The 24,081-nt window shown below is 62.3% G+C and carries 27 protein-coding genes; 11 read left to right on the top strand and 16 right to left on the bottom strand.

The window, feature by feature from the left end; genetic code table 11:
- Positions 1-9: 9 nt before the first annotated feature.
- Positions 10-1,368 carry a M23 family metallopeptidase gene (locus RAN89_RS18205; protein WP_313867623.1) on the bottom strand — a complete coding sequence of 453 codons (1,359 nt, stop codon included), beginning with the start codon at positions 1,366-1,368 and terminating at the stop codon, positions 10-12.
- A gap of 122 nt (positions 1,369-1,490) precedes the next feature.
- On the opposite strand from RAN89_RS18205, the gene tyrS reads away from it, so the two are divergent.
- Positions 1,491-2,735 carry a tyrosine--tRNA ligase gene (tyrS, locus tag RAN89_RS18200; RefSeq protein WP_313867622.1) on the top strand — a complete coding sequence of 415 codons (1,245 nt, stop codon included), beginning with the start codon at positions 1,491-1,493 and terminating at the stop codon, positions 2,733-2,735.
- Between the two features lie 8 nt (positions 2,736-2,743).
- Here the strand turns inward: tyrS and RAN89_RS18195 are convergent, their stop codons facing one another.
- From RAN89_RS18195 to RAN89_RS18180, 4 genes are all read right to left on the bottom strand, one after another.
- Positions 2,744-3,385 carry an ankyrin repeat domain-containing protein gene (locus RAN89_RS18195; RefSeq protein WP_313869434.1) on the bottom strand — a complete coding sequence of 214 codons (642 nt, stop codon included), beginning with the start codon at positions 3,383-3,385 and terminating at the stop codon, positions 2,744-2,746.
- A 134-nt stretch (positions 3,386-3,519) separates the two neighbouring features.
- Positions 3,520-4,008 carry a GlcG/HbpS family heme-binding protein gene (locus tag RAN89_RS18190; RefSeq protein WP_313867621.1) on the bottom strand — a complete coding sequence of 163 codons (489 nt, stop codon included), beginning with the start codon at positions 4,006-4,008 and terminating at the stop codon, positions 3,520-3,522.
- A gap of 130 nt (positions 4,009-4,138) precedes the next feature.
- Positions 4,139-4,768: a response regulator transcription factor gene (locus RAN89_RS18185; RefSeq protein WP_313867620.1), complete on the bottom strand. Its 630-nt coding sequence runs from the start codon at positions 4,766-4,768 to the stop codon at positions 4,139-4,141.
- On the bottom strand, positions 4,765-6,237 hold the full coding sequence (locus RAN89_RS18180; RefSeq protein ID WP_313867619.1) for a sensor histidine kinase: 1,473 nt from the start codon (positions 6,235-6,237) through the stop codon (positions 4,765-4,767). The genes RAN89_RS18185 and RAN89_RS18180 overlap by 4 nt, the downstream gene beginning before the upstream one ends.
- A gap of 66 nt (positions 6,238-6,303) precedes the next feature.
- Here RAN89_RS18180 and dtd point away from each other — a divergent pair, with 66 nt between their 5' ends.
- Positions 6,304-6,768, top strand: a complete 465-nt coding sequence (gene dtd, locus RAN89_RS18175) for a D-aminoacyl-tRNA deacylase (protein ID WP_313867618.1) — start codon at positions 6,304-6,306, stop codon at positions 6,766-6,768.
- Between the two features lie 161 nt (positions 6,769-6,929).
- Entirely contained in the window at positions 6,930-7,328 is a 399-nt protein-coding gene (locus RAN89_RS18170) for a hypothetical protein (RefSeq protein ID WP_313867617.1), read from the top strand.
- A gap of 136 nt (positions 7,329-7,464) precedes the next feature.
- Here RAN89_RS18170 and ybeY read toward each other — a convergent pair whose 3' ends face one another.
- Both ybeY and RAN89_RS18160 read right to left on the bottom strand, forming a co-directional pair.
- Entirely contained in the window at positions 7,465-7,908 is a 444-nt protein-coding gene (ybeY, locus tag RAN89_RS18165; protein WP_313867616.1) for an rRNA maturation RNase YbeY, read from the bottom strand.
- A 23-nt stretch (positions 7,909-7,931) separates the two neighbouring features.
- Positions 7,932-8,954: a PhoH family protein gene (locus tag RAN89_RS18160; RefSeq protein ID WP_313867615.1), complete on the bottom strand. Its 1,023-nt coding sequence runs from the start codon at positions 8,952-8,954 to the stop codon at positions 7,932-7,934.
- A 130-nt stretch (positions 8,955-9,084) separates the two neighbouring features.
- Between RAN89_RS18160 and ruvA the strand changes: the two genes are divergently transcribed.
- Together ruvA and RAN89_RS18150 are read left to right on the top strand one after the other, a co-directional pair.
- Positions 9,085-9,657, top strand: a complete 573-nt coding sequence (gene ruvA, locus RAN89_RS18155) for a Holliday junction branch migration protein RuvA (protein ID WP_313867614.1) — start codon at positions 9,085-9,087, stop codon at positions 9,655-9,657.
- Positions 9,658-9,826: 169 nt separating this feature from the next.
- Positions 9,827-10,057 (top strand): DUF1161 domain-containing protein, encoded by a 231-nt coding sequence (locus tag RAN89_RS18150; protein WP_313867613.1) that lies wholly within the window; start codon positions 9,827-9,829, stop codon positions 10,055-10,057.
- Positions 10,058-10,102: 45 nt separating this feature from the next.
- Here RAN89_RS18150 and RAN89_RS18145 read toward each other — a convergent pair whose 3' ends face one another.
- Complete coding sequence (locus RAN89_RS18145; RefSeq protein ID WP_313867612.1) at positions 10,103-11,230, bottom strand: carbonic anhydrase; 1,128 nt, start codon at positions 11,228-11,230, stop codon at positions 10,103-10,105.
- Between the two features lie 180 nt (positions 11,231-11,410).
- Between RAN89_RS18145 and ruvB the strand changes: the two genes are divergently transcribed.
- Positions 11,411-12,478: a Holliday junction branch migration DNA helicase RuvB gene (ruvB, locus tag RAN89_RS18140; RefSeq protein ID WP_313867611.1), complete on the top strand. Its 1,068-nt coding sequence runs from the start codon at positions 11,411-11,413 to the stop codon at positions 12,476-12,478.
- On the opposite strand, the gene RAN89_RS18135 is transcribed toward ruvB, so the two are convergent.
- The 8 genes from RAN89_RS18135 to RAN89_RS18100 form a co-directional block, all read right to left on the bottom strand.
- Positions 12,475-14,229 (bottom strand): lysoplasmalogenase family protein, encoded by a 1,755-nt coding sequence (locus tag RAN89_RS18135; RefSeq protein WP_313867610.1) that lies wholly within the window; start codon positions 14,227-14,229, stop codon positions 12,475-12,477. The genes ruvB and RAN89_RS18135 overlap by 4 nt on opposite strands.
- A 69-nt stretch (positions 14,230-14,298) precedes the next feature.
- Complete coding sequence (locus RAN89_RS18130; RefSeq protein WP_313867609.1) at positions 14,299-14,760, bottom strand: hypothetical protein; 462 nt, start codon at positions 14,758-14,760, stop codon at positions 14,299-14,301.
- A gap of 19 nt (positions 14,761-14,779) precedes the next feature.
- Positions 14,780-15,430 carry a histidine phosphatase family protein gene (locus RAN89_RS18125; protein WP_313867608.1) on the bottom strand — a complete coding sequence of 217 codons (651 nt, stop codon included), beginning with the start codon at positions 15,428-15,430 and terminating at the stop codon, positions 14,780-14,782.
- Positions 15,431-16,033, bottom strand: coding sequence for a DUF4136 domain-containing protein (locus RAN89_RS18120; protein WP_313867607.1), 603 nt, complete (start codon positions 16,031-16,033; stop codon positions 15,431-15,433).
- Positions 16,034-16,068: 35 nt separating this feature from the next.
- The gene (gene ttcA, locus RAN89_RS18115; protein ID WP_313867606.1) at positions 16,069-17,028 is read right to left on the bottom strand and encodes a tRNA 2-thiocytidine(32) synthetase TtcA; all 960 of its coding nucleotides are present in this window, start codon (positions 17,026-17,028) and stop codon (positions 16,069-16,071) included.
- A 39-nt stretch (positions 17,029-17,067) separates the two neighbouring features.
- Positions 17,068-17,439 (bottom strand): dihydroneopterin aldolase, encoded by a 372-nt coding sequence (locus RAN89_RS18110; protein ID WP_087495090.1) that lies wholly within the window; start codon positions 17,437-17,439, stop codon positions 17,068-17,070.
- Positions 17,436-17,837, bottom strand: a complete 402-nt coding sequence (locus RAN89_RS18105) for a dihydroneopterin aldolase (RefSeq protein WP_313867605.1) — start codon at positions 17,835-17,837, stop codon at positions 17,436-17,438. Before RAN89_RS18105 ends, RAN89_RS18110 begins: the two co-directional genes overlap by 4 nt.
- Positions 17,834-18,622 (bottom strand): SDR family oxidoreductase, encoded by a 789-nt coding sequence (locus RAN89_RS18100; RefSeq protein ID WP_428984469.1) that lies wholly within the window; start codon positions 18,620-18,622, stop codon positions 17,834-17,836. The genes RAN89_RS18105 and RAN89_RS18100 overlap by 4 nt, the downstream gene beginning before the upstream one ends.
- Positions 18,623-18,699: 77 nt before the next feature.
- Here RAN89_RS18100 and RAN89_RS18095 point away from each other — a divergent pair, with 77 nt between their 5' ends.
- The 5 genes from RAN89_RS18095 to RAN89_RS18075 all read left to right on the top strand — a co-directional run bounded on the left by RAN89_RS18095 (position 18,700) and on the right by RAN89_RS18075 (position 24,072).
- Positions 18,700-19,821 carry a class I SAM-dependent methyltransferase gene (locus RAN89_RS18095; RefSeq protein WP_313869433.1) on the top strand — a complete coding sequence of 374 codons (1,122 nt, stop codon included), beginning with the start codon at positions 18,700-18,702 and terminating at the stop codon, positions 19,819-19,821.
- 136 nt (positions 19,822-19,957) lie between these two features.
- Positions 19,958-20,983, top strand: a complete 1,026-nt coding sequence (locus RAN89_RS18090) for an iron ABC transporter substrate-binding protein (RefSeq protein ID WP_313867603.1) — start codon at positions 19,958-19,960, stop codon at positions 20,981-20,983.
- A gap of 7 nt (positions 20,984-20,990) precedes the next feature.
- Complete coding sequence (locus RAN89_RS18085; protein WP_313867602.1) at positions 20,991-22,559, top strand: ABC transporter permease; 1,569 nt, start codon at positions 20,991-20,993, stop codon at positions 22,557-22,559.
- Positions 22,556-23,623: an ABC transporter ATP-binding protein gene (locus RAN89_RS18080; protein WP_313867601.1), complete on the top strand. Its 1,068-nt coding sequence runs from the start codon at positions 22,556-22,558 to the stop codon at positions 23,621-23,623. The genes RAN89_RS18085 and RAN89_RS18080 overlap by 4 nt, the downstream gene beginning before the upstream one ends.
- Positions 23,624-23,703: 80 nt before the next feature.
- The gene (locus tag RAN89_RS18075) at positions 23,704-24,072 is read left to right on the top strand and encodes a phosphomannose isomerase type II C-terminal cupin domain (protein WP_313867600.1); all 369 of its coding nucleotides are present in this window, start codon (positions 23,704-23,706) and stop codon (positions 24,070-24,072) included.
- The last annotated feature ends 9 nt before the right edge of the window (positions 24,073-24,081 follow it).

Genomic DNA, 24,081 nt, shown 5'->3' with positions numbered 1-24,081 from the left:
GGCCGTGGCTTACTCAGCCGAGCCTGGAGTCAACTGGGCAGCACTGGCCAGCTGTGCACGTACGCTTTGTGCAGCCTTGTCAAACAAGGGTTTGGCCGCGGTCGACACCGGTACCGCTTCGCTCTGGCGCGCGATGGTCAACGGATCATGGTGCACGCCATTGACGCGGAACTCAAAGTGCAAATGGGGTCCTGTGGCCCAGCCCGTGGCGCCTACCGCACCGATGTTCTGACCTTGCGAAACGTTTTGGCCCTTTTTGACATGGATACGGCTCAAGTGGGCATACACGGTGGTCTGGTTGTTCCGGTGCTTGACCATCACTACATTGCCAAAACCACCCTGCACACCTGCAAAGTCCACGGTGCCGTCACCAACGCTGCGCACGGGTGTGCCGGTAGCCGCTGCATAGTCCACGCCCAGATGGGCTCTCCACGTTTGCAAAATGGGGTGGAAGCGCATTTTGAAGCCGCTGGTTACGCGGGAGAACTCCAGCGGAGAGGCCAGAAAGGCGCGGCGCAGGCTTTCGCCGGCCAGGGTGTAGTAACCGCCTTTGCCGGGAGCCACCGGGTCCTTGAACCACATGGCCTGGAAAGGCTTGCCGGCATTCACGAACTCGGCGCTGAGTACCCGCCCCGCGCGCATCGGTTCGCCATCACCTTCCAGGGTTTCATACACCACCGAGAATCGGTCGCCCTTGCGCAGCGCGCGGTGGAAATCGATGTCACCCGAAAAAATCTCTGCCACTTGGGTCGCAATCGAATCCGGCAGGCGAGCGTCGTCGGTGGCGGCAAATAGCGAGCTGTTGATCACACCACTGGCCAGGCGCGTGTTGGCCACCAAAGGCAGCGTTTCCACTTGGGAGCGGAAGCCACTCACCGTCTTTTCGATGGTCAGGCGTTTGAAGGTGCCGTCATCAACAGGGCTCCAGCGAGCGCTGAGCTTGAGCAACCCTTGGCGTTCGTTGACTTCCGCAGTGACGTTGCGGCCGGCGCGGCCCAGTAATGCAGACTGCGCCTGAGCATCAGCCCGTAAGTAAGCGGCAGCCTGCGGGTCAATCACCCCGAGGCGCTTGAGGAGGGTGTCAGCCGTGTCGCTGGAGCGCGTGGTTTCCGAGCGGTAGAGGCGCATCGCCAGCTCGCTGATGTCCTCATTGCGAGCGGCGAGCAGGTCGCTTTGTACGGTCTCGACCACTGTGCGTACCGGCAAGTCCGATGCGTCCGGTGCGAAATTGGCCACGGCAAAGGTGGCGCCTGTGCCGCCCACCAGCAGGGCTGCAATGATGGCGGTTATACGCTTGGGATACTGCTGCACGAGAGCCGCGGCACGCACCACGCACTGCTCTACAGCCTGGTTCAGTCCATGCTTCAAATCAAAGACTCCGGTATGGGGGATGCGGCCCGACTAAAATCCAGCCGCTGGCAACGCTTGCGTTGCTGAAGGGAGCGGGCAGTATAGCCTTCGCTCCGATCCCGGCCACAAGAAAAACCCTTATGAATCAAGCCTTAAGCCCTCAGTTAGTTGTAAGCGATCGTGTGCGCGAGGCCCTTGCGGTCACCCTGCGCGGCGTGGAAGAACTGCTCCCGCAAGACGAATGGGTGAAAAAGCTAGTCCGATCCGAGGCCACCGGCAAACCGCTGCGCATCAAGCTGGGGCTGGACCCTACAGCGCCTGACATCCACATCGGCCACACCGTGGTGCTGAACAAGATGCGCCAGCTGCAAGATCTGGGCCACACGGTGATCTTTTTGATCGGTGACTTCACCAGCATGATCGGCGACCCGTCCGGCCGCAACAGCACCCGCCCGCCCTTGACGGCTGAGCAAATCAAGGTGAACGCTGAGACCTACTACCGCCAGGCCAGCCTGGTGCTGGACCCCGCCAAAACAGAAATTCGCTACAACAGTGAGTGGAGCGACCCGCTGGGCGCGCGCGGCATGATCCAGCTGGCCAGCCGCTACACCGTGGCCCGCATGATGGAGCGCAATGACTTCCATGACCGCTTCAAGGCCGGCACCCCTATTGCGGTGCACGAATTCCTCTACCCGCTGATGCAGGGCTACGACTCCGTGGCGCTGGAAAGCGACCTGGAGCTGGGCGGCACCGATCAGAAGTTCAATCTGCTCATGGGCCGCACCCTGCAGGCCGAATACGGCCAGGAACCCCAGTGCATCTTGACCATGCCGCTGCTCGAGGGGCTGGACGGCGTGGAGAAAATGTCCAAGAGCAAGAACAACTACATCGGCATCTCGGAAGAGCCGAACACGATGTTCGCCAAGGTGCTGTCCATCTCCGACGTGCTGATGTGGAAGTGGTACACGCTGCTCAGCTTCAAGAGCGAGGCGGAGATTGCTGCGCTGAAGGCCGAGGTGGAGGGCGGGCGCAACCCCAAAGACGCCAAGGTCGCGCTGGCCAAAGAAATCACGGCGCGATTCCACAGCGCTGCTGCCGCTGATGCGGCAGAGCAGGACTTCATCAACCGCAGCAAGGGCGGCATACCCGACCAGATCGACGAAATCACCTTGCCCTTGGGCGAAGGTGGTGCAGCGGTGGGCATTGCCGCGCTGCTGAAGTCAGCAAACTTGGCCGCCTCCAGCGGCGAGGGCAACCGCCTGATTGACGGTGGCGGTGTGCGGGTGGACAGCAACGTGGTGAGCGACAAGGGCTTGAAGCTCGGCGCGGGCACCTACGTGCTGCAAGTGGGCAAGCGCAAGTTTGCCCGCGTGACCCTGGCCTGAGTCCGGGCCTAGCGCTTCTCCAGCAAGCGCACCATCTCCGCGTAGCCATAGCTGCGCGCCAGATCCAGCGGCGTTTTGCCGTGGCGGTCGGTGAGTTGTAGGTTAGCGCCTGCTTCTACCAAGGCCCTCAGTGTGGCTTGGTGACGGGCGCCTCCGTTGCCCAGCACGATGGATTCAATGGTCGCGGTCCAGTGCAGGTTGTTCACATGGTCTAGCGGGGCGCCGGCGGCAATCAGCTGGCGCACCACGCCGTCGTGGCCCAGGTGGGCGGCCGCAATCAACGCAGTGCCCTCAAAACGGCTGGTTACCAGCTTGGCGCTGGCGCCCAGGCCCAGCAGGGTGCGCAAGGTTTCCTCGTCATCGGCCACTGCGGCGATGGTGACGGCGTCGTACCGGTCATTTTCCAAAGCGCCGGTGTCAGCGCCCGCTTGAATCAAGGCGCGCACCGCCGCGCGCTGTTTGGCAAAGGTGGCCACATGCAAGGGCGTGCGGCCATAGGCATCGCGCTGATTGATGTCGGCTTTGGCGCTCAGTAGCTGCGTGAGTGTGGCCACATCGCCCCGCGCTGCTGCAGCGTGCAGGCCGCGGTAGTCCGCTGTCTCGGCGGCCGTGGGCGCTACCTGCGCCTGAGACAGCGGCAACCACGCCATACCCGCCAGTAGCAGGGCGAATCGAAGGGTCCGGACAAGCCGGGTGCTAACGGGGGTTGACATGGTGCTTTACTTTATAAATGCTATAAAAACAGGAGCTGCTCGCGCAATATCCACGAGCGCTAGAGGTCTATTTACTTCAAAGAATCCTTGACCTTGTCCAACGCGGTCATGGCGCATTGTTCGTCCAAGTGGCCGCCAGGTGCGCCGCCTACGCCTACCGCACCAATCACTTCGTTCCCCACCTTGACCGGCACACCGCCACCCACCAGCAAGAAACCGGGGATGTAGACCAAGTTAGCCGCGGTCGGGTTCTTCTGGGCGCCTTCCATCATGGCCAGGGTGGTGTTTTTGGCAGAGGCGGAGGTAAAGGCCTTTTCCTGGCTGGCGGCCAGAGTGTGGGGGCCGGCATTGTCCGCGCGTTGTACTGCGCGGACGCTGCCGGCGCGGTCCACCACGGTGGCGGTCACGGCATAGCCGTTGGCGGAGCAGGCAGCCACGGTGGCGGTGGCAATCTGGTTGGCCAATTCCAGGGACATGTTGCGCTCGGTGCGCACGGCTTGCGCGCTTGCTGCGGTGGCAACGGTGGAAAGAATCAAAGCGAGGAGGTGGGAAGTACGCATTGAATGCTCCGGATATTGAGGGGTACAAGCGGTTCGATCAACCGTGCAGGTACTGTAAAAATCCGGGGCCGATTTGCCCATGCGTACCGCTACGCCCGCGCCTCCGTACAACTACGGAGCGCCACGACCTTCACGCTGCGGTGTCTTCGTCCACCAGTGCGGCGTACTGGCGCACCAGCTGGGCCAGCGCGTCAATCTCCAGCTTGGCGAACAGGTTGGCGCGGTGGGTTTCTATGGTGCGGGGTGACACATTGAGCGCGCGGCCGATTTCCTTGTTGGTCAGCCCGGACACAATCAGGCCCAGCACCTCGCGCTCGCGCTCGGACAGTTGCGCGTAGCGCTGTCGGGTGACGCGGTCCGCCTGGTTGCGTTGGCGGGACTGCACATGCTGGCGCACCGCAGTTTGCAGCGCTTCAAGCAGGCGCTCGTCGTCCACCGGCTTTTCCAGAAATTCGGCGGCTCCGGACTTGAACGCGCGGCGGCACATGTCGATGGTGCCGTGCCCGGTGAGCATGATGACGGGCTGGTCCACTTTTTGTTCCTTCAGGGTGTCCAACACCGTCAGCCCGCTGATGCCGGGCATGCGCACATCGAGCACGATGGCGCCAATGCTCTCCCGGTCAAAGGTCTGCAAAAACGTTTGAGGGTCGTCCCAAGGCTGCACGCGCAAGCCCACGGTGCTGATCAGCAAGGCCAGGCTGTCGCGCACGGCTTCGTCATCGTCGATCAGGTGGATCAGGGGCGAAAGCGGCGCGGTCATGGGGCGGGCGTTGCGAGAGGCATCTGCAAGGTGAACTCGGCGCCTTGGGTGGGCAGATTGGCAGCGCTCAAGTGCGCGCTCATGCCCTGTGCCAAAGATTCGCACAGGCTCAGGCCCAGACCGAGGCCGCCTTCACGCGTGGAAAAGAAGGGCTCAAACACCTTGGCCAATGCGTCCGGCGGGATGCCGGGCCCGGAGTCCTGCACACGCAGCACGCCGTGGGTGGCTGTGTGGCTGAGCACCAGTTGCAGCGTACGCTGCGGCGGCTGCACCTGCTCCATGGCTTGCAGTGCGTTGGTCAGCAGGTTGTGGATGATTTGCTCTAGCGCCACCGGGTCGGCCTGCACTTCCAATGGGGTGCCGACCACGGTCAAGGTGGGGGTGCAGCGGCCGCGCTGCAGCTCGGGCTCCAGCAGGTAAAGCGCGTGCTGGCAGGCCGCGTGCAGGTCCACGCTTTGCACCGCTGCGGCGCTGCCCGGGCGCTCTACCGTGCGGCGCAGGCGCCCCACCACATCAGACGCTCTGCGCGCCTGCTGCACCGCCATCTGCATGGCGCTACGGGCGGCGGTCAGGTCCGGTTCGGCGTCGTCCAGCAGGCGACTGGCGGCCTGGGTGTTGGCAAGGATGGCGGTGAGCGGCTGGTTGATTTCGTGGGCCATGCCGGCTGCCAGTTCGCCCAAGGTGTTGAGCCGTGTGCGTTGGCCCACGCGTTGGCGCTCTTCTTCACGGCGTTGCTGGGTGTGTTGCTGCACCAGCATCCGGCCGCGCAGCAAGGCCAGTGCAATGGCGCCGGCGCTGATCAGCATATAGGTCCATGGCAGAGCCGACCACGGCACAAGCAGGCGCGACACCACCTCAAAAGGCTGGCTCTCCGCCGCCAGTACTTTGCGGGCTTCAAAGGTCCAGCCCGCATCTTCCGGGGCAAAAGGGCGACCGGCTTGCACGGTGTAGGTCTTGGCGCCCAGATCGAGGCGGACTTGCACCGGGCTGGTGTCCGGCTTCATGGGCCATTCCGCCCACGGCACCATGTTGCGCAGGGCAATGGTCAGGGCATAGCTGTCCGGCTGCGCAGCCAAGACCAGCTGGTAAGTGCCCTTTTGCAGGTCGACATCGGCCAGCACTGCGCGCTTGAGGCGGAGGGATTCGGCCTCCGCGTTGGCAAGTTCGGGCGAGGGCCAGGTTTCATTGGCGCCCCGGTGGGCTGCCGCCGCAATCTGGCCATACAGCGCGGGCAGGCGTTGCTCAGGACGATCAGCCGCATTGCCGCCGTGCAGCAGCGCCAGCGTGGCCAGAATGGCATCGTGTTGCACCACCTGCTGGCTGAGCAAGCGGTGCACGATGCGGGCGTTGGTGTCGAACACGTCCTGCTGACGCGCCAGCTCGCCGCGCGCGATGTACACACCGCTCAACAGCGACAGCGCGGCCCAGGCCAGCAGCCACAATCGGAGGCGTTGAAGGTGTGCAAACATGGTGATTCATTGTGGCACAGGGGTGCGCGGCACAATGGCCGCAGACAGTTTCGAGAGGTACACGGGATGATGGCTTTGGTACAGCGCGTTCGCCGCGCACAGGTGGTGGTGGATGGTGCTACGGTCGGCAAGATTGAGCAAGGCTTGCTGGTGCTGGTGTGCGCCGAGCAGGGGGATACCGAGGCCCAGGGCGACAAGCTGCTGGCCAAGCTGCTCAAGCTGCGTATCTTCAGCGATGCTGACGGCAAGATGAACCGCAGCGTGCAGGATTTGGATGGCGCAGGCCAGCACGGCGGTCTGCTCATCGTGAGCCAATTCACCCTGGCCGCAGACACCTCGGGCGGCAACCGGCCCAGCTTCAAAGCGGCTGCTGCGCCCGATGAGGGGCGACGTTTGTACGACTACTTTGTGGCCCAGGCCCGCACAGTGCACCCCATCGTGCAGACCGGAATTTTTGCGGCGGACATGCAGGTGGAGCTGGTCAATGACGGGCCGGTGACGATTCCCATGCGGGTGGCGCCTGCTGTTTAAATGCTACTGATTTTATAGCTGCTCGCGCATATTTCGCGCGCGCTAGAGGCTGAAAATATTCAAGGGTCAACGCCGTCGCTTCCAAAGGAAGGCCCCTGCAAGCGAGGGCTCATGCTGCGGCATGTCGCGGCGAATTCACGCGCGGTCCCGATAATTTGCGCATGAAAATCGCACTCGCTATCGCAACCGTATTTCTCGCCCTGTTGTGGACTGGCTTTATCGGCCTCTCGGCGGCCTTGGCCAACTGGGTGGCAGGCCAAGGTATGGACCTGCAGGGCGGGCTTCAGACCATCGCACAGTGGCCGCTGCCACCATGGATTGCGCTTTGGACCGACGCAGCCACGGCGGAAGCCGTGCGCGCAACGATCGTTTGGTCCGTGGAAATGCTCGCCGCTGTCATGCCCTGGATTACTCCACTGCTGGACTGGGTAGCCCCGCTGTTGTGGGTGATCTGGGCTTTCGGCATGGTGGGGTTGGTGGTGCTGGCTGCCGTGGGCTTGCTGCTGATTGGCCGCATGCGTAAGCGTGCACGGGTCGCTGGGGCGCGATACGCGGACTGACCTGGGGCCTGGTGCGTGCCTCCCGGAGGCGTAGCTGCCTTGGGTGCTTTGCGCAGGTCAAGGAGGAGCGCGAAGCGCGGGGGACACGGAGCAAAGCGCCCAAGGCAGTTACGCCGGAGCGCAACTACCATCGAAGTCAATACGGATTCTTAAACCCCAACCGCCCCATGATCTCGCTCTCGCGCAGCTCCATCACCTCGGCGTCTTCATCCAATTCGTGGTCCCAGCCCTGCGCGTGCAGGGTACCGTGCACGATCATGTGGGCGTAGTGGGCTTCGAGCGTTTTCTTTTGCTCTTTGGCTTCTTTGGCAATCACCGGCGCGCACAGTACCAGGTCGGCGGTGACGGGCTCTTGGGTGTAGTCGAAGGTCAGCACGTTGGTGGCGTAGTCCTTTTGCCGGTATTCGCGGTTCAGCGTTTGGCCTTCTTCGGCGTCCACGATGCGCACGGTGATTTCACCGTCCACCTCCAAGGTGTTGCGGATCCAGCGAATCACTTTGTGGCGCTTGAGCGCGTCGCGGTGTTTGTCTGCGTCTTGGATCTTGCCGAATTGCAGGGAGAGGCTGAGTTCTGGAAGCATGGGGTTCGTAGGTGCAAAAAGGTTTAGCTACTGCGCACGGTTCGTGATGCACTGCGGGTCTTGGGCAGGCCGACGCGGGGGAGTTCGGGCTCAGGCTCGGGAATAGCGATCTGCGGCAGGTCTTCCAGCCGTGCGGCCTCGTAGGCATCCACGATGCGGGCCACTAGCGGGTGGCGCACGATATCGGAGCTGGTCAGGCGGGTGATCGCAATGCCCGGCGTGCGGCGCAATACGCGCTCGGCTTCCACCAGGCCGCTCATCTGCGCTTTGGGCAAATCAATCTGGGTCAGATCGCCGGTAATGACAGTTTTGGTGCCGAAGCCAACGCGTGTCAAAAACATCTTCATCTGCTCGGGCGTGGTGTTCTGCGCCTCGTCCAGGATCACAAATGCATTGTTCAAGGTGCGCCCTCGCATGAAGGCCAGAGGGGCAATTTCGAGCTGCTGGCGCTCGAACGCTTTGTGCACCTGGTCGTAGCCCATCAGGTCGTAGAGCGCGTCGTACAGGGGGCGCAGATACGGGTCTACCTTTTGGTTCAGGTCGCCGGGCAGAAAGCCCAAGCGCTCGCCGGCCTCTACCGCGGGGCGGGTCAGCACAATGCGTTGTACCGAGCTGCGTTGCAGCGCGTCCACGGCCGCAGCCACGGCCAGATAGGTCTTGCCGGTGCCGGCGGGGCCGATGCCAAACGTGATGTCGAACTCGGCAATATTGTCCAGGTACAGCGCCTGGTTCTGACTGCGCGGTTTGAGGTCGGCGCGGCGGGTGGAGAGGCTGGGGCCCTCGGCGCCCAGTTCGCCATCGCCGCTGAGCATGAGCTGCACGGTGGATGCTGCAATCGGTCGGCCGGCAATCTCGTACAGGGCCTGCAGCATCTCCATGGCGCGTTGGGCTTTGGCCTTGGGGCCTTCCACCTTGAACTGTTCATGTCGGTGGGCAATTTTGACTTCCAGCTCGCGCTCGATGGTGCGCAGGTGTTCGTCGGTCGGGCCGCACAGGTGCGAGAGACGCGTGTTGTTCAGCGGGGTGAAGATGTGTTTGAGAATCAAGCTGATAATCCGGCAAAGCAGAGGACTGCGAAGGGGCGCCACTTAAGCGCTACCCCTGCATTGTCCCCAATTTGATCGGAACCGTGGCCTCGCCGGCCATCCACCACCCCAGAACCCCGGACTCCGCACCATGATCGGCAAACTCACAGGCATCGTCAGCGACAAAAATCCACCGCAAGTCATCATCGACTGCGGCGGCGTGGGCTACGAGGTGCAGGTGCCCATGAGCACCTTCTACAACCTGCCGGCTGACGGCAACAAGGTCACGCTGCTCACCCATTTTGTGGTGCGCGAAGACGCGCAAATCCTCTACGGTTTTGCCACCAGCACCGAGCGCGAGGCCTTCCGCGAGTTGATCAAGATTTCCGGTGTAGGGCCGCGCACGGCGCTGTCGATTTTGTCGGGCCTGAGTGTGGGGGATTTGGCGCAGGCCGTGACAACCCAGGAGGCCGGGCGCTTGGTCAAGGTGCCAGGCATCGGCAAAAAAACGGCCGAGCGCTTGCTGCTGGAACTCAAGGGCAAGCTGGGCGCCGACCTCGGGGCGCCTTTGGGCGCCGTGGGCGATGCGCAGTCCGACATCCTGCAGGCGCTGCTGGCCCTGGGCTACAGCGACAAGGAGGCGGCAGCCGCACTCAAGGCCTTGCCCAAGGATGTGGGCGTTAGTGATGGTATCAAGCTGGCCTTGAAGTCTTTGGCCAAATAAGCCCCTGGCGCCCATCGACAGGGCGCGAGTAGCTTCTCTTTTGATAGCAAAGTCGGATCTCGGGGATGCGGGTTTGCGATAGGTGGGGTACCTTGCCGTCTGGCTACCATGCAGTCAGGCCCGTAGAGGCCGTGTCTGTTGACGTACCCCACCAGAGAGGAACTGCCCCATGAAGAAAACCGTGTGCCCGAGTGTGTTGGCTTTGTGTCTGTTGTCCGCCAACGCATGGGCGGCCAAAGACTGCGAAGTGTTGAAAACGGAACTCAACGCCAAGATCGAGTCCCACGGGGCCAAAAACTTCACCTTGGACGTGGTGGACCGCGATGCCGACAGCGGCAAAAAGCGCGTGGTCGGCACCTGTGAGGCGGGCAAAAAGAAGATCGTCTACACCCGCAATTGACATCGCTCGGTCACGGGTCTGCACCGGCCAGAGGCCGGTGCATGCTTACTGCGCGTCACGCACGGGGCGGCCGTTCAGCGGCTGCACCGGGCGCGCATTCATGGGGTAAAGCTGGGTGAACAAGCGCAGTTGGTTGCGGCTGATGGCCATGGGTTGCTTGAGCACCATCCACAGTACGCCTTCGGTACAAGGCGGCGTGGTCAGTGAGCCAATGAACTGGTAGTAGCGCTGGTCGGAGGGCAACAGTTCGTTCATGTTGAGCAGTTCGCGCGGCATGCGCACCCGGTCTCCCGCGTCCAAGGGCATGTAGGTCCACACTTTGTCGATCAGCGGGTTGGGCGCTGAGCCGGGGTCCAGCAGCACGGCCACCACGGCAAGCTGGCCTTCATCATTTTTATGCACCAGGTGCGCCACCATGGCAAAGCGCTTGTAGTTCACCGACTCTTCCGAGGGGGTGTGGAAATGGAACTGCAGCAACCGGTAGCGCGAGCCGCGGACGGTGATGTTGTTATCGCCCTGGACGTCCACCTGGATGGTGTGGCCGTTGTTCACCACGGTGCCACTGCTAGGGGTGTAGTTGAACTGCACCGGCTCCGCAGGACCTTGAAGGGTCGTGCCCTCTTCGATGTTGATAGGAGACTGGCGTTTGCCGATGGCGCAGATGTTGAAGTCTGGCTTGAGTTTTCCCCAAGCCTGCGGGCCGTTTTCGCCCTCATAGGTCCAGTGGACTTCGCTTCCATGTGCATCGGCAGCGGGTGCACCAGCTGCTGCGATCTGTGCCGTGTCGCCGTGGCCTGCCAATGCGGCAGCGCGTGCCTGGATGTATTGCCGGCTGCTCATGCCAGCGCCAGAGGTGCTGCCACTGCTGCGGCCACTGGCGGCTGGAGCGGATGTGCCGCCTGGCACTTTGGATACATTGATCAGCAGCTTCTTTTTTCCGGCTACTTCGGCGCCCAAGGCTTCGCGCAGATGGTCGCCAACTTCCTTGGCGTTGGACGCACTGGTGGCCGAAATCTCGCCCAGAACCTCTTTTTTGGCCGCTTTGGTGGCGGCCTTGGCGGCCGGTTCCGCGTCATTCGCCCAAGCGGGTGCGCAACACAGGGCGGCCAGAAGCAAGGCGATCAGAGCCTTGGGGCGCAGGCGCTGCGCGGCAGAGGGTGGGCGGATGGGCATGGCGGGCGCTGCCTTTCAAGCAAACACAAATGCAAATCTCCGGCGGGCCATGGGGCACGCCAGAAGGGGATAAGGTGCTTATCGGCAGTCTGCCGCCTTCTCTTGAGCGCGGTAAGCTGCGCGCTATAGTGGGCACCCCGCTGGAGTTTCTTGTTTTTTCTGCTTGGATAGGCCGCTGCTGTGAGCATTCAGACCGACGATTTTGCTGTTCCCCCGCCGCCCGCACCCCGCGTGGTGTCGGCCGCGCCCGTGTCCAACAGCGAAGAGGCCATCGAACGCGCCCTGCGCCCCAAGCTGCTCGACGAATATGTGGGCCAGGCCAAGGTGCGCGAGCAGCTGGAAATCTTCATCGGTGCCGCCAAAAAGCGGGACGAGGCACTGGACCACGTGCTGCTGTTCGGTCCGCCCGGCTTGGGCAAAACCACTCTGAGCCACATCATCGCCCACGAGCTGGGCGTGAACTTGCGCCAGACCTCGGGCCCGGTGCTGGAAAAGCCCAAGGACCTGGCTGCGCTGCTGACCAATTTGGAGAAGAACGACGTTCTCTTCATCGACGAAATCCACCGCCTCTCAGCGGTGGTCGAAGAAATCTTGTACCCCGCGCTGGAGGACTACAAGATCGACATCATGATCGGCGAAGGCCCGGCGGCCCGCTCCATCAAGCTCGATTTGCAACCCTTCACGCTGGTGGGAGCCACCACCCGCGCCGGCATGCTGACCAACCCGCTGCGCGACCGCTTCGGCATCGTGGCGCGGCTGGAGTTTTATACGAATGAAGAGCTGGCCCGCATCGTCAAACGCAGTGCGGGCCTCTTGGGTGTGCCCATGGACGAGGATGGCGGTTTCGAGATCGCCCGCCGCTCGCGCGGCACACCGCGGATTGCCAACCGCCTGCTGCGCCGCGTGCGCGACTTTGCCGAGGTCAAGGGCGACGGCAAGATCACTCTGGACATTGCCAACCGCGCGCTCGCCATGCTGGATGTGGACCCGCAAGGCTTCGACCTGATGGACCGCAAATTGTTGGAGGCCGTGATTCACCGCTTTGACGGTGGCCCTGTGGGACTGGACAACATTGCCGCCAGCATCGGCGAAGAGCGCGAAACCATTGAAGACGTGATCGAGCCCTACCTGATCCAGCAGGGCTACTTGCAGCGCACTCCGCGTGGCCGCATTGCCACGCTGGCCGCTTACCGCCACCTGGGGGTGACGGCACCTGCGGGTCCGGCGGTGGATTTGCTGGGCGACTAAGCGGGCGAGTCTGCGGCTTCTGTGCCGGCAGGTCGTGCGAAATGTACGATCAGCAACTGCGCCGCAAAATAGGTCAGCAAAATCCAGAAAGAAGCCAGAGGTATTGGCGCCAGGAACTTGTTGACCGCGATCAGAGAGTCACTCGCCATGAAGATGCAGGCACCCAAAGCCACACGTCCCGCCGCCGCATCGCCCAAGGTGCCGGCCCGGCCCAAGGCTTGGGACGTCATCAGGCAAATCACCGTGACGTAGGCGGCCACAGCGATTTGCAGGCCCGCGTCGGGCAAATGGCTCCACAGCAAGGCATAGACCGCAGCGCCGAAAGCCAGCACCACTTGCAAAGCGCGGCGGTTGGCAAACCAAGGGGCATCCTGCCGGAACAGGGCGATGTAGAAGGCGTGCGCCACCAGGAACGCCGCCAGTCCGGGGATGAAGTAGTCGCCCGGCAGCATCAGGAACACATCACCCGCCAACGAGAACACCAATGAAGCCAGTAGCAGTGCGGTAGATTTTGATTGTTTTTGGCCGTTGGCGCTCATGGAATATGCGCGAGCAGCTACGAAAACAATAGCAATCGTCATGACCAGCGGCTTGGCCAGCAGGTGGCCGGGCAGCAGGTCTACCGCACTCAGGCTGGCCCATGCGGCAGCCTCCACCGCCAATACCTCCAGCATGCTCAGGCCATGTTGCATGAAGCGCCCCACTGCCCATACCGAAGCAAACAGCCCTGCCGCATACAGTGCCGCATTGGTAAAGCTCAAGCTGTCCGCAACCCACAAAAATGCCGCCACCGCACCCAGCAGTCCCAAAAACTGGAGGCCTGCAAACCACTGTTGGGTGGTGGTCAAGGGCGGGTTGAAGGTCTGCACCTGCTCAAGCCGGAAAGCGGGTTTGGGGTGGGCAGCGGCCAGGTCTGCCGGTTGCCAGCCCGGCGGCATGAACCAGACGCGCAGCTTGTCCATCCAGCGGCGGGTGGCCCAGCTGTCTTTGGCCAGGCCCCAGTACACCTCGGCATTGGCCCAGACCGGGTCCCAGCTGTTGAGCGCGCCGCGGGTGCCGTAAACGCAGGGCTCCTCTTCTTCACGGAAGGTGCCGAACATGCGGTCCCACACCATCAGGATGCCGCCGTAGTTTTTGTCGATATACGGGTCGTTCACGGCATGGTGCACCCGGTGGTTGCTGGGTGAGCAGAACACGCGGTCAAACCAGCCCAGCTTGCCCACCTGCTCGGTGTGCACCCAGAACTGGTAGAGCAGGTCGATCAGTGCCACGATGCCGAAAACCAGCGGTGGTACCCCGGCTACGGCCATGGGCAGGTAAAACACCCAGCCGAAAAATGCCCCGCTGCTGGTCTGGCGCAGGGCAGTCGAGAGGTTGTAATGCTGGCTCTGGTGGTGCACCACATGGGCCGCCCAGAACAGCGCGACCACGTGGCCGGCACGATGCAGCCAGTAGTAGCAGAAATCGTAAAACACCAAGGCCAGCACTACGCCGTACCAGGTGCTCCAGAAAGCTAGGTCGGGGTACAAGGCCACGGCCTTGAACACCGCGGCATAGATGCCCACGGTCAGCACTTTGGTCAGCACGCCTGCTACCTGGCTCAGGATGCCGAGGCTAATGCTGTTGATGGCGTCATTGAGCCGGTAGGCCCGGCTGCCGGGGACGCGGGCGTTGGCACGCCGGCTCCAGGCGAATTCGAGGGCGATGAGTAGAAAGAAAACCGGGGTGGCGAAGACGATGATTTTGCTCATGCAGCATTTTTGCCGAGCAAGCGCTTGGTGCCGATCGGGGGAACCCTAGGCCGCGCTGGAGGGGCGCGCCTATTTACGGCCGCGGAAGTCGCGCCACTTCACGCGGGTGAACCAAGCAGTCACGCCGCCAAGCACCATGTAGAAGGCAAACGTGCCCCAGTCTGATGGCGGGAAATGCCAAATATCACTGAAGACGGCCAATACGCTGATCAAGCAAAGCAGGCCGGAAAGCAGGGACAAAATCAGTGCCAGAAAGCGCTCCACGCCCGTCTTGACGTTCTCCATGGTGTGCCGGGTTTCCTGCCAGGCATCAGCCGCATCGGCCAGTGGGCTTTGGGCTTGGGCCTCCAGTGCTTCGGCCACGTTGCCCTGTTGGACCAGCGCCGCGAAGTCGCCTTGTTGCGGGCGACTGGCCCGCTTGCGCCACCAGAGACCAAAGAACACTACGGCAATCACCGCGATGATGAGGCCGGCATACAGCAGTTGGTCTTGCCAAGGGACGGAGCCGGCGTGTAGCACGTAATGGAGCATGGCAGGTTTTTGTGGCGCCTCAGGCGGTGGTTTCGTCCAATGCGTCGTCTTCCAGATGGCGTGCATCGCCCCAGCCGACCAGGCTCAGACCATCCGGTGTCCACAGTAGCCGGTTGATCGCCGCGTTGCCCAAGTGCCAGGTGCGCGGGGCATGCAGCTCCTGCCGGGTGGCCAGGCGGTAAAGCATGTCCATCACACCGCCGTGGGCTACCAGCACGATGTGTTCGCCGGGATGGCGAGAGGCAATGTCGTCCACTGTGGCCTGTACACGTGCCAGCAGTTGGGTCGGAGTTTCACCGCCGGGCGGGGCGAAGTGAGGGTCGCGCTGTTTCCAGCGGCGGGACTCGTCGGGCCACTTTTCTGCAATGTCGGCCCAGGTCTCCCCTTCAAAGGTGCCGAAGCCGCGCTCACGCAGGCCGGTGTGCAGTTGCACTTCGCGTGCTGTCGGGTTGGCCGTGTGCCGTGCTATGGCTTGCGCGGTGCTGTGGGCGCGTTGCAGGTCGCTGCTGTAAATCCGGTCTATGGCTTCTTCAGCCAATGCTTTGCCCACACGCTCTGCTTGCCAGAGACCGCGCTCGTTCAAGCCAATGTCGAGTTGCCCTTGGATGCGGGTGTCCACATTCCAGGCGGTTTCGCCGTGGCGCACGGCGATGATGCGGGTCACGGGCATTCAGGGGTTCTCTTTTCCGGGAGCAGGCAGCTCCACCACCACACGCCTGCTGCCGGGGTTGGGGTAGTCCTTGAGTGCGGCTTCCAGCATGGGCGGTACAAGGTTCAGGGTGTCGCGCCAGGGGCCGTCAAAGATGGCGGTGGTCTCAAAGGCCACTTGGCTGATAGTGCTGTCGCGCAGGGTCAGGTGTACTCGGTGGCGGAACCAGGGCACTTCAATGTCCGGCATCACTGGCCATTCTTCGTACAACTTGCCATCGGCACCCCGCACCAGACGGGGGCGGGGCGGGCGGTAGTGCGGATTGCGGATGTTGTCCACACCGATGCCCACTTGCGCCAGATAGCGGCCGGAGGTGTCATTGCGGGTCAGCCCCACGCGCTCCAGGGCTTCCTGCGCCATGCTTTCCAGCGTGTCCTGCAAGCCCGGGTTTTGCTGCTGCGAGGGCAGGCGCTCAAACCGGAAATCCGCATTGCTGACGGGCAGTGCCGCACCGGCGAAGCTTTGCACATCGCTGTCGATCATGCGCGGCAGGGAGCAGCCGGTCAGGCCAACCAAGGCTGCCAAAGCCGACCAGCGGGCTAGCGTGTGAAAGAAGTGAGGCATGGTGTGTTCCTCGCGTTTCAAAGTGGGTTGCCGCGTCAGAGGTTCACGACTTGCACACCCGGCAGCCCGGAGAGGCTGGGCAGGGTGGGGGTGGGCAGGTCTTCCGCGTCGAAGGCTTTGTCACCATTCTCGTCAGCGATGCCGGTGGGGCGGATGTTCTTGAAGTCGTGCTTGGTGTGGTCCATAAGGTGCGAGGGCACCACGTTTTGCAGCGCAGTGAACATGGTCTCCGCACGGCCGGGGTATTGCTTTTCCCAGTCGCGCAGCATGTTGCCGACCTGTACGCGCTGCAGGTTGGTCTGGCTGCCGCACAGCGAGCAAGGGATGATGGGGAACTCGCGGTGCGCGGCCCAGCGGATCAGGTCTTTCTCGGCCACATAGGCCAGCGGGCGGATCACGACGAATTCTCCGTTGTCGCTGGTGAGCTTGGGCGGCATACCCTTGAGCTTGCCACCGAAAAACATGTTCAGGAAGAAGGTTTGCAACATGTCGTCGCGATGGTGGCCCAGCGCGAGTTTGTTGCACTTGAGCTTGCGCGCCACGTTGTACAAAATGCCCCGGCGCAAGCGGCTGCAGAGGCTGCACATGGTCTTGCCTTCGGGGATGTTGCGCTTGACGATGGAGTAGGTGTCTTGCGTTTCGATGTGGAATTCCACCCCCAACTTGGCCAGGTACTCAGGCAAGATGTGGTCGGGGAAGCCGGGTTGCTTCTGGTCGAGGTTGACCGCCACGATCTCGAAGTTGATGGGCGCGCGCTGCTGCATCTTGAGCAGGATGTCGAGCATGCCGTAGCTGTCTTTGCCGCCAGACATGCAGACCATGACGCGGTCGCCTTCTTCAATCATGTTGAAGTCCACAATGGCCTGGCCCATCTGGCGGCACAGTCGCTTTTCCAGCTTGTGGGTTTCACGCTCGATCTTGAGTTCTTTGTTGCGGTTGGCAGCAGCCTCCGCCGCTTCGGTAGTTGTGTCTTCTTCAACCCATGTAGCGTTCATGCTTCTCTCCTTGTTGCGTTGGTGCGATGGCGGGGTGGATCACCACTCTCCGGTCTCCATGCGGATGGCAACTTCACAGTCTTCAAAAATTTCCAGTTTCGCGATCTTGACGCGCACGCCCAGCACGCCGGGCAACTGCATCAGCCGGTGGGCCAACTTGCCGATCAGGGTCTCCAGCAGGTTCACGTGCTCCGCCGTGCATTCGCTGATGATGATCTGGCGCACCTTGCGGTAGTCCAGCACGTGGTTGATGTCGTCGTCATGCGGCAGCAGGGGCTGGGTGCCCAGGCTCAGCTCGGCGTCCACCTGGATGGGCTGGGGTGCGACTTTTTCGGACTCCAGAATGCCGAGGTTGGCGTCAAAGCGCAGGCCCGTGAGGGTCAGGGTTTGGTGACCGGTGCTGGCCTTCATGTGTTCACGCCTTTCATGCGGAATACTTCGACGCCTACGCCCGCGCAGTCGGGGTACACGTCCGGTTTTTGGGTCGACAGGCGCACGGCGCGCACCTGCGGGTGGGCCAGCATTTGCTGCACCAATTCATCGCACAGGGTCTCCTGCAGTTCGACATGGCCACGCGCAATGCGGCGGGCAATGAGTTCGCGCACAAAGTCGTAGTCCACCACTTCTGACAAGCTGTCAGAAACAGGCGTGCTGCCCTCATAGGGCACGAACAATTCCACATTGAAAATCAAGCGCTGCGACACACCTTTTTCAAAGTCATGGGCGCCGATGTGCACTTGCACTTCGTGGTCCCGTAAAAAAAGGCGGCGGCATTCCAGTGCCAGGGTCAGCAAGGGATCGTGGCTCATGGGGTGTCTTTCACAGAAGAGGGCTCCACGGCAAACATCACATCGCGCTCCAATGGCACCAAATGTTGGCCGTTGTCCACGCACAGGGTGCTGCCGGTAATGCAAGGGTTCTCGGCCAGAAACAGGCAGGTGGCAGCGACCTGGCCGGGGTCTATGGGTTCGCGCAACAGGTTGACGCGTGCGGCCTTGTCGAAGTTGTCCCGGGTTTGCGGGCCGCTCAAAAACATCAGGCCCGGAGCCACACCGCACACGCGCACGGCGGGTGCCAGCGCCTGGGCTTGCAAAGCCACTGCCCGTTCCAGCGCCAGCTTGCTGACGGTGTACGAAAAATAGTCGGGGTTGAGGTTGAACACCTTCTGGTCCAGCACATGGATGATGCTGTGCGCGCCCGGGGTGGCGTCCGCCCCCAAGCTGTTGGCCATCCAGCGTGAAAGCGACAAAGGTGCCATCAGGTTGACTTCCAGCTGTTGGCGTGCGCCCTCGGTATCGATGGCATCGCCACTGTCGGGCTCGAAGCTGGAGGCGTTGTTCACCAAGCAGTGCAGCGGGCCGGACTTGGCGGCAATTTCTGCAATCACGGCCTTGCGGCTGCCTTCATCTGACAGGTCTGCATGGATGGCGTGGGCCTCATGCCCTCGGGCACGCAGCCCGGCGCACAGCGCCTCGGCCGCTTCAGCGCTGCGCTGGTAATGGCACCACACCTCCCACCCGGCCGCAGCGAAACGGGCGCAAAGGAGCGCACCCAAACGATGGGCACCACCGGTGACAAGTACGCGCTTCAACACAAATGCATCCTGAAAAAAGGGAGGGGGCGTGGAGGGAAAGATAATCCGTGGCTTTACGCAACACGAGACCCATGCCCATGTCCACGACGGAGAGTATTCCGGCCAACTTGACCCGAATTATCGCGGATGCCATTGAAAAGGCGGGCGGATGGATGGGATTTGACACCTTTATGGCCCTGGCTTTGTATGCGCCGGGTTGGGGCTACTACGCCAACGGCTCCGCCAAATTCGGCCAGATGCCCCAGGGATTGGTGGGTGAAGCAGGGGTCGAAGGTGCCGGTAGCGACTTTGTGACGGCCCCGGAGATCAGCCCTTTGTTCGGCCAAGCGCTCGCCCGCCAGGTAGCGCAGGTGCTGGAAGCCACAGGCACCGACGAGCTCTGGGAATTCGGCGCGGGCACTGGAGCCTTGGCGCTGCAGTTGCTCGACGCATTGGGCGACCGGGTGCGCTCGTACACGATTGTGGATTTGTCAGATTCCCTGAAAGCCCGCCAGCGGGAGCGACTGGCAGGCCATGCCGGCAAGGTGCAGTGGGCGAGCTCGTTGCCTGCACAGATGCGTGGCGTGGTCGTGGGCAATGAGGTGCTGGATGCCATGCCGGTGCAGCTGCTGGCCCGTGTGGCGGGGGGCTGGCATGAGCGCGGTGTGGCCTTGGCTCAGGGCCAATTGGTCTGGGCAGACAAGCCCAGCACCTTGCGCCCGCCTGTCGATATCGATGGCGAACATGACTACCTGACGGAAATCCACGCACAGGGTGAAGCCTTTGTCCGCACGCTGGCGGATCACCTGGAAGCTGGGGCTGCTTTCTTGCTGGACTATGGTTTCCCCGAGAGTGAGTACTACCATGTGCAGCGGTCCGGGGGGACGGTCATGTGCCACCGCGCCCACAGGGCGGACGCCGATCCATTGAGTGATGTGGGGCTTAAAGACATCACCGCGCACGTGAACTTCACGGGTGTTGCGGTTGCCGCCCAGGACGCGGGCCTGGATGTGTTGGGCTATACCAACCAGGCCCACTTTCTGATGAATTGCGGCTTGGTGGAAGCCATGCAATCGCAGCCACTGCAAGCCCGTGTAGCCGCCCAGAAACTTCTGATGGAGCACGAGATGGGCGAGTTGTTCAAGGTAGTCGCGTTGGGTCGGGGTGTGGATGTTCCGCTTCTGGGCTTTGCCCGTGGCGACAGGACCCATCGGCTGTAATCCTGAGGCATTCGCGGTTTCTCCTGAGGCATCCTTCGGGATGCAGCGGAAACTAAGGCTACAATCTAAATGCGAATTGTTGTTATTTGTGTTGTGGCCGAAACAAGACGGCCGGATTAAACCCTTTGCCTGCACCATGAAACGTAAATTCCTGACCTCTTTGTTCCGCTTGGCTGCCTTGGGCGCTGCGATCGCCACCGTAGGATTGCCTGCACAAGCGCAGACGCCTTCCGCAGAAGGCATCCTGGTCTACAACGCCCAGCACGCCAGCTTGACCCAAGCCTGGGCAGAGGCCTTCACCAAAGAAACCGGCATCAAGGTTACTTTGCGCCAAGGCGGCAATACCGAGTTGGGCAACCAACTGGTGCAAGAAGGAGCCGCCTCGCCGGCCGACGTGTTTTTGACTGAAAACTCCCCGGCCATGGCCCTGGTGGATGGTGCCGGCTTGTTTGCTCCGCTGGACCCTGCCACGATCAACCAGATTGCGCCCGCCTACCGCACGGCGCATGGTCGCTGGGTAGGTATTGCTGCGCGTAGTACCGTCTTTGTGTACAAGAAAACCAAATTCACCCCTGAGCAATTGCCCAAGTCCCTGATGGATCTGGCCAAGCCCGAGTGGAAGGGCCGTTGGGCTGCCTCTCCCGCTGGCGCTGACTTTCAGGCCATCGTGAGTGCTGTGCTGGAGCTCAAGGGCGAGTCTGCTACAGCTGCCTGGCTCAAGGGTATGAAAGAAAACGTCGTGCCTTTCAAGGGCAACAGCATTGCCATGAAAGCCGTGAATGCAGGCCAGGTGGACGGCGCGGTGATCTACCACTACTACTACTACGGCGACATGGCCAAGACCGGTGAGAACAGCGAGAAGGTGGGTTTGCACTATTTCCGCAATGAAGATCCGGGCGCGTTTGTGAGCATCTCCGGTGCGGGCGTGCTGGCTTCCAGCAAACGCAAAGCAGAAGCCCAGGCCTTTGTGAAGTGGATCGCCGGCAAAGGCGGCCAGGAAATTTTGCGCACGGGCAGCTCGTTTGAATATGCCGTGGGCCAGGGTGCCGCATCGCACCGCAGCCTCGTGCCACTGGCAGACTTGCAAGCACCTAAAGTCGAACCTTCCAAACTCAATAGCAAAAAGGTCTCTGACCTGATGACCCAGGCGGGCCTGCTGTAATCCTCTCGTGACTTCTATCGCAGTGCGCGTTCCTGCGCCCCTGGCCCGCCCCGCGCGCCAGGGGCGTTTGTCTTGGGTGGCGCTGGCTGCGTTGCTCGTGTCCGTGTTCGCCTTGCTGCCGCTGGGCTTCGTGACATGGGTCGCTTTTCAGAGCGGTTGGGACACGGTGGTGGCCTTGGTATTCAGGCCGCGGGTAGGCGAGTTATTGATCAATACCGCGCTGCTGGTGGTGTTGACCGTGCCCCTTTCCATCGTGCTCTCCTTGGCCTTGGCGTGGCTGACCGAGCGTTCGGATTTGCCCGGTGCGCGATGGTGGTCGTGGTTGGCTGCGGCGCCTTTGGCAGTGCCGGCCTTTGTGCACAGCTACGCATGGATCAGCGTTGCGCCCGGCATGCACGGCCTGTGGGCGGCGGTGCTGATTTCGCTGGTGGCTTATTTTCCGTTTGTGTATTTGCCTATCGCAGCCGCATTGCGCCGACTAGACCCGGCCATGGAAGATGCTGCGGCTTCGTTGGGCTACGGCCCGTGGGCCGTGTTTATCAAAGTGGTGCTTCCTCAGCTGCGGCTGGCCATCTGGGGCGGTGCACTGCTGGTGGGGCTGCATTTGCTGGCGGAATACGGATTGTTTGTGACCATCCGCTTTGACACCTTCACCACCGCCATCGTGGACCAGTTCCAATCCACCTACAACGGCCCGGCCGCCAACATGTTGGCAGGGGTGTTGGTGCTGTGCTGCTTTGGCTTGCTCGGCTTGGAAGCCGGCACCCGCGGACGGGAGCGGTATGCGCGGGTCGGCGCGGGTTCTGCCCGGCAAGTGCCTGTGCGGGCCTTGGGCCGCTGGACTGCACTTTGCCTGCTACTGCCTGCTGCGACTGCCTTGTTGTCGCTGGGCGTGCCGCTGGTCACCCTGAGCCGCTGGCTGTGGGCCGGTGGCGCAGAGGTCTGGAACTTCAAGGAATTGGCGCCCGCACTGTGGCAAACCTTGTTGTTGGCCGGTTTGGGGGCCTTGCTCACTACCGTATCTGCGGTACCCATGGCTTGGTTGTCTATCCGGTCGCCCGGGAAAGTGCAACGTTGGGTAGAAGGTGCCAATTACCTGGCCGGTGCTCTGCCCGGCATCGTGGTGGCGCTGGCATTGGTCACCGTGACCGTGCGTGTGGCGCTGCCGCTGTACCAGACGGTGTTCACGGTATTGCTGGCCTATGCGCTCATGTTTTTGCCGCGTGCGCTGGTGAGCCTGCGCGCAGGCATTGCACAAGCCCCCATGGAGCTGGAGCAAGCCGCACGCAGTCTGGGGCGCACGCCATTGCAGGCCCTGTGGCAGATCACCATGCGCTTGGCGGCACCCGGCGCAGCTTCAGGGTACGCCATGGTGTTTTTGGCCATTACCACTGAACTCACGGCCACCTTGTTGTTGGCCCCCAATGGCACCCAGACGCTGGCGACCGCTTTCTGGTCCCACAGCTCGGAGATCGACTATGCCGGCGCCGCGCCGTATGCGCTGCTGATGGTGCTGATGTCGCTCCCGCTAACCTGGATGCTTTACCTCCAATCTCGACGCATGGCGGGACGATGACGACTCTTGAACTGCACGGTGTGCACAAATCGTATGGAAATGTGGCGGCCCTCAAAGGCATACAGCTGAGCGTGCCGCGCGGTAGCCGCACCGCCATCGTGGGCCCCTCGGGCTCCGGCAAGACCAGCCTCTTGCGCATCATTGCAGGCTTTGAGGCGCCTGACGCAGGTCGCGTGGTGTTGCAGGGTGATGTGCTTGCGGACGGGCCTGCCATCGTGCCTGCGCACCAGCGTGGCATTGGCTATGTGCCGCAAGACGGCGCGCTGTTTCCGCATTTGAGCGTGGCGGACAACGTGGGCTTCGGACTGGATAAGTCGGCTCCCGATCGCAAGGCGCGTATCAATGAATTGATGGACATGGTCTCGCTGGACCGGGCCATGCTGCAACGCCGCCCACACGAACTTTCGGGTGGCCAACAGCAGCGCGTGGCGCTGGCGCGCGCCTTGGCGCAGCGGCCCAAGTTGATGTTGCTGGACGAGCCGTTTTCTGCGCTGGACACGGGCTTGCGGGCTTCCACGCGCAAGGCGGTCGCCCGGTTGTTGCAAGACGCAGGCATTACCACCATTCTGGTCACACACGATCAAGCGGAAGCTTTGTCTTTCGCAGACCAGGTCGCCGTGATGCGTGGCGGCTTGCTCGCGCAAGTGGGCATGCCTTTGGACTTGTACTTGCGCCCGAACGATCCGGTCACTGCCAGCTTCCTGGGCGATGCCGTGGTACTCGACGCGACGCTGTCAGCCGGCTGGGCAGACTGCGCGCTGGGCCGGCTGCCCACGCAAGACCACGCCCGGGTGGGGTCGGGCCAGATTCTGTTGCGCCCTGAGCAGCTGTCAGTCAGTCCCCTGGATACGGCGGCAGTATCCGCAGGGGAGGCGCCTTCCTGTGTGGGCACGGTGGTGGAAACCGATTTTTGTGGCTCGGTATGCGAGCTGATCGTGCAGTTGGATACTTCTGCCAACGGTGCTCGTGTGCACGTGCACAGTGCAGGGCTTGAGGCGCCTGGCGTGGGTGCGCGGGTGCAGGTTTCAGCGCGTGGCATGGCCCACGTGTTTCCCGCATCCTGATATTCGGCAGTAACAAGCCCGTAACGACGGGGGTGTGATGCGGGGTAGGATAGCCGCGCCGTTTTAAGGATTGTTTAATCATGCAAACTACCTTGCGAACCGAGACCATCGAACGCACCCTGCGCCCGTGGGGCTGGTACGAAACCATCTCCGAAGTACCGGGCAACAAAATCAAGCGCATCGGTGTGCACCCCGGCCAGCAACTGAGTTTGCAGAAGCACCACCAGCGTGCAGAGCATTGGGTGGTGACCGAAGGCATTGCGCGGGTCACACTGGATGACCGCCAGTTTGATCTGAGGCCCGGTGAGTACTGCGACATTGCCATCGGGCAAGTGCACCGCCTGGCCAATCTGACCGACGGCCCGGTAGAGATTGTGGAAGTACAGTTCGGTAGTTATCTGGGCGAGGACGACATCGTGCGTCTGCAGGACGACTACGGCCGCAACTGAAACCCAACC

The sequence above is a fragment of the Rhodoferax mekongensis genome (genome assembly GCF_032191775.1).
Lineage (GTDB): Bacteria > Pseudomonadota > Gammaproteobacteria > Burkholderiales > Burkholderiaceae_C > Allorhodoferax > Allorhodoferax mekongensis.
Note: the sequence above shows the minus strand (reverse complement) of the source record. Positions and strands in the feature narration are given on the sequence as shown.

Excerpts from the sequence above, each read along its gene's own strand:
- tyrS (WP_313867622.1), top strand. The coding sequence starts at position 1,491 with ATGAATCAAGCCTTAAGCCCTCAGTTAGTTGTAAGCGATCGTGTGCGC.
- RAN89_RS18195 (WP_313869434.1), bottom strand. The coding sequence starts at position 3,385 with ATGGCGTGGTTGCCGCTGTCTCAGGCGCAGGTAGCGCCCACGGCCGCC.
- RAN89_RS18190 (WP_313867621.1), bottom strand. The coding sequence starts at position 4,008 with ATGCGTACTTCCCACCTCCTCGCTTTGATTCTTTCCACCGTTGCCACC.
- RAN89_RS18185 (WP_313867620.1), bottom strand. The coding sequence starts at position 4,768 with ATGACCGCGCCGCTTTCGCCCCTGATCCACCTGATCGACGATGACGAA.
- RAN89_RS18180 (WP_313867619.1), bottom strand. The coding sequence starts at position 6,237 with ATGTTTGCACACCTTCAACGCCTCCGATTGTGGCTGCTGGCCTGGGCC.
- dtd (WP_313867618.1), top strand. The coding sequence starts at position 6,304 with ATGATGGCTTTGGTACAGCGCGTTCGCCGCGCACAGGTGGTGGTGGAT.
- RAN89_RS18170 (WP_313867617.1), top strand. The coding sequence starts at position 6,930 with ATGAAAATCGCACTCGCTATCGCAACCGTATTTCTCGCCCTGTTGTGG.
- ybeY (WP_313867616.1), bottom strand. The coding sequence starts at position 7,908 with ATGCTTCCAGAACTCAGCCTCTCCCTGCAATTCGGCAAGATCCAAGAC.
- ruvA (WP_313867614.1), top strand. The coding sequence starts at position 9,085 with ATGATCGGCAAACTCACAGGCATCGTCAGCGACAAAAATCCACCGCAA.
- RAN89_RS18150 (WP_313867613.1), top strand. The coding sequence starts at position 9,827 with ATGAAGAAAACCGTGTGCCCGAGTGTGTTGGCTTTGTGTCTGTTGTCC.
- RAN89_RS18145 (WP_313867612.1), bottom strand. The coding sequence starts at position 11,230 with ATGCCCATCCGCCCACCCTCTGCCGCGCAGCGCCTGCGCCCCAAGGCT.
- RAN89_RS18135 (WP_313867610.1), bottom strand. The coding sequence starts at position 14,229 with ATGAGCAAAATCATCGTCTTCGCCACCCCGGTTTTCTTTCTACTCATC.
- RAN89_RS18130 (WP_313867609.1), bottom strand. The coding sequence starts at position 14,760 with ATGCTCCATTACGTGCTACACGCCGGCTCCGTCCCTTGGCAAGACCAA.
- RAN89_RS18125 (WP_313867608.1), bottom strand. The coding sequence starts at position 15,430 with ATGCCCGTGACCCGCATCATCGCCGTGCGCCACGGCGAAACCGCCTGG.
- RAN89_RS18120 (WP_313867607.1), bottom strand. The coding sequence starts at position 16,033 with ATGCCTCACTTCTTTCACACGCTAGCCCGCTGGTCGGCTTTGGCAGCC.
- ttcA (WP_313867606.1), bottom strand. The coding sequence starts at position 17,028 with ATGAACGCTACATGGGTTGAAGAAGACACAACTACCGAAGCGGCGGAG.
- RAN89_RS18110 (WP_087495090.1), bottom strand. The coding sequence starts at position 17,439 with ATGAAGGCCAGCACCGGTCACCAAACCCTGACCCTCACGGGCCTGCGC.
- RAN89_RS18105 (WP_313867605.1), bottom strand. The coding sequence starts at position 17,837 with ATGAGCCACGATCCCTTGCTGACCCTGGCACTGGAATGCCGCCGCCTT.
- RAN89_RS18095 (WP_313869433.1), top strand. The coding sequence starts at position 18,700 with ATGTCCACGACGGAGAGTATTCCGGCCAACTTGACCCGAATTATCGCG.
- RAN89_RS18090 (WP_313867603.1), top strand. The coding sequence starts at position 19,958 with ATGAAACGTAAATTCCTGACCTCTTTGTTCCGCTTGGCTGCCTTGGGC.
- RAN89_RS18080 (WP_313867601.1), top strand. The coding sequence starts at position 22,556 with ATGACGACTCTTGAACTGCACGGTGTGCACAAATCGTATGGAAATGTG.
- RAN89_RS18075 (WP_313867600.1), top strand. The coding sequence starts at position 23,704 with ATGCAAACTACCTTGCGAACCGAGACCATCGAACGCACCCTGCGCCCG.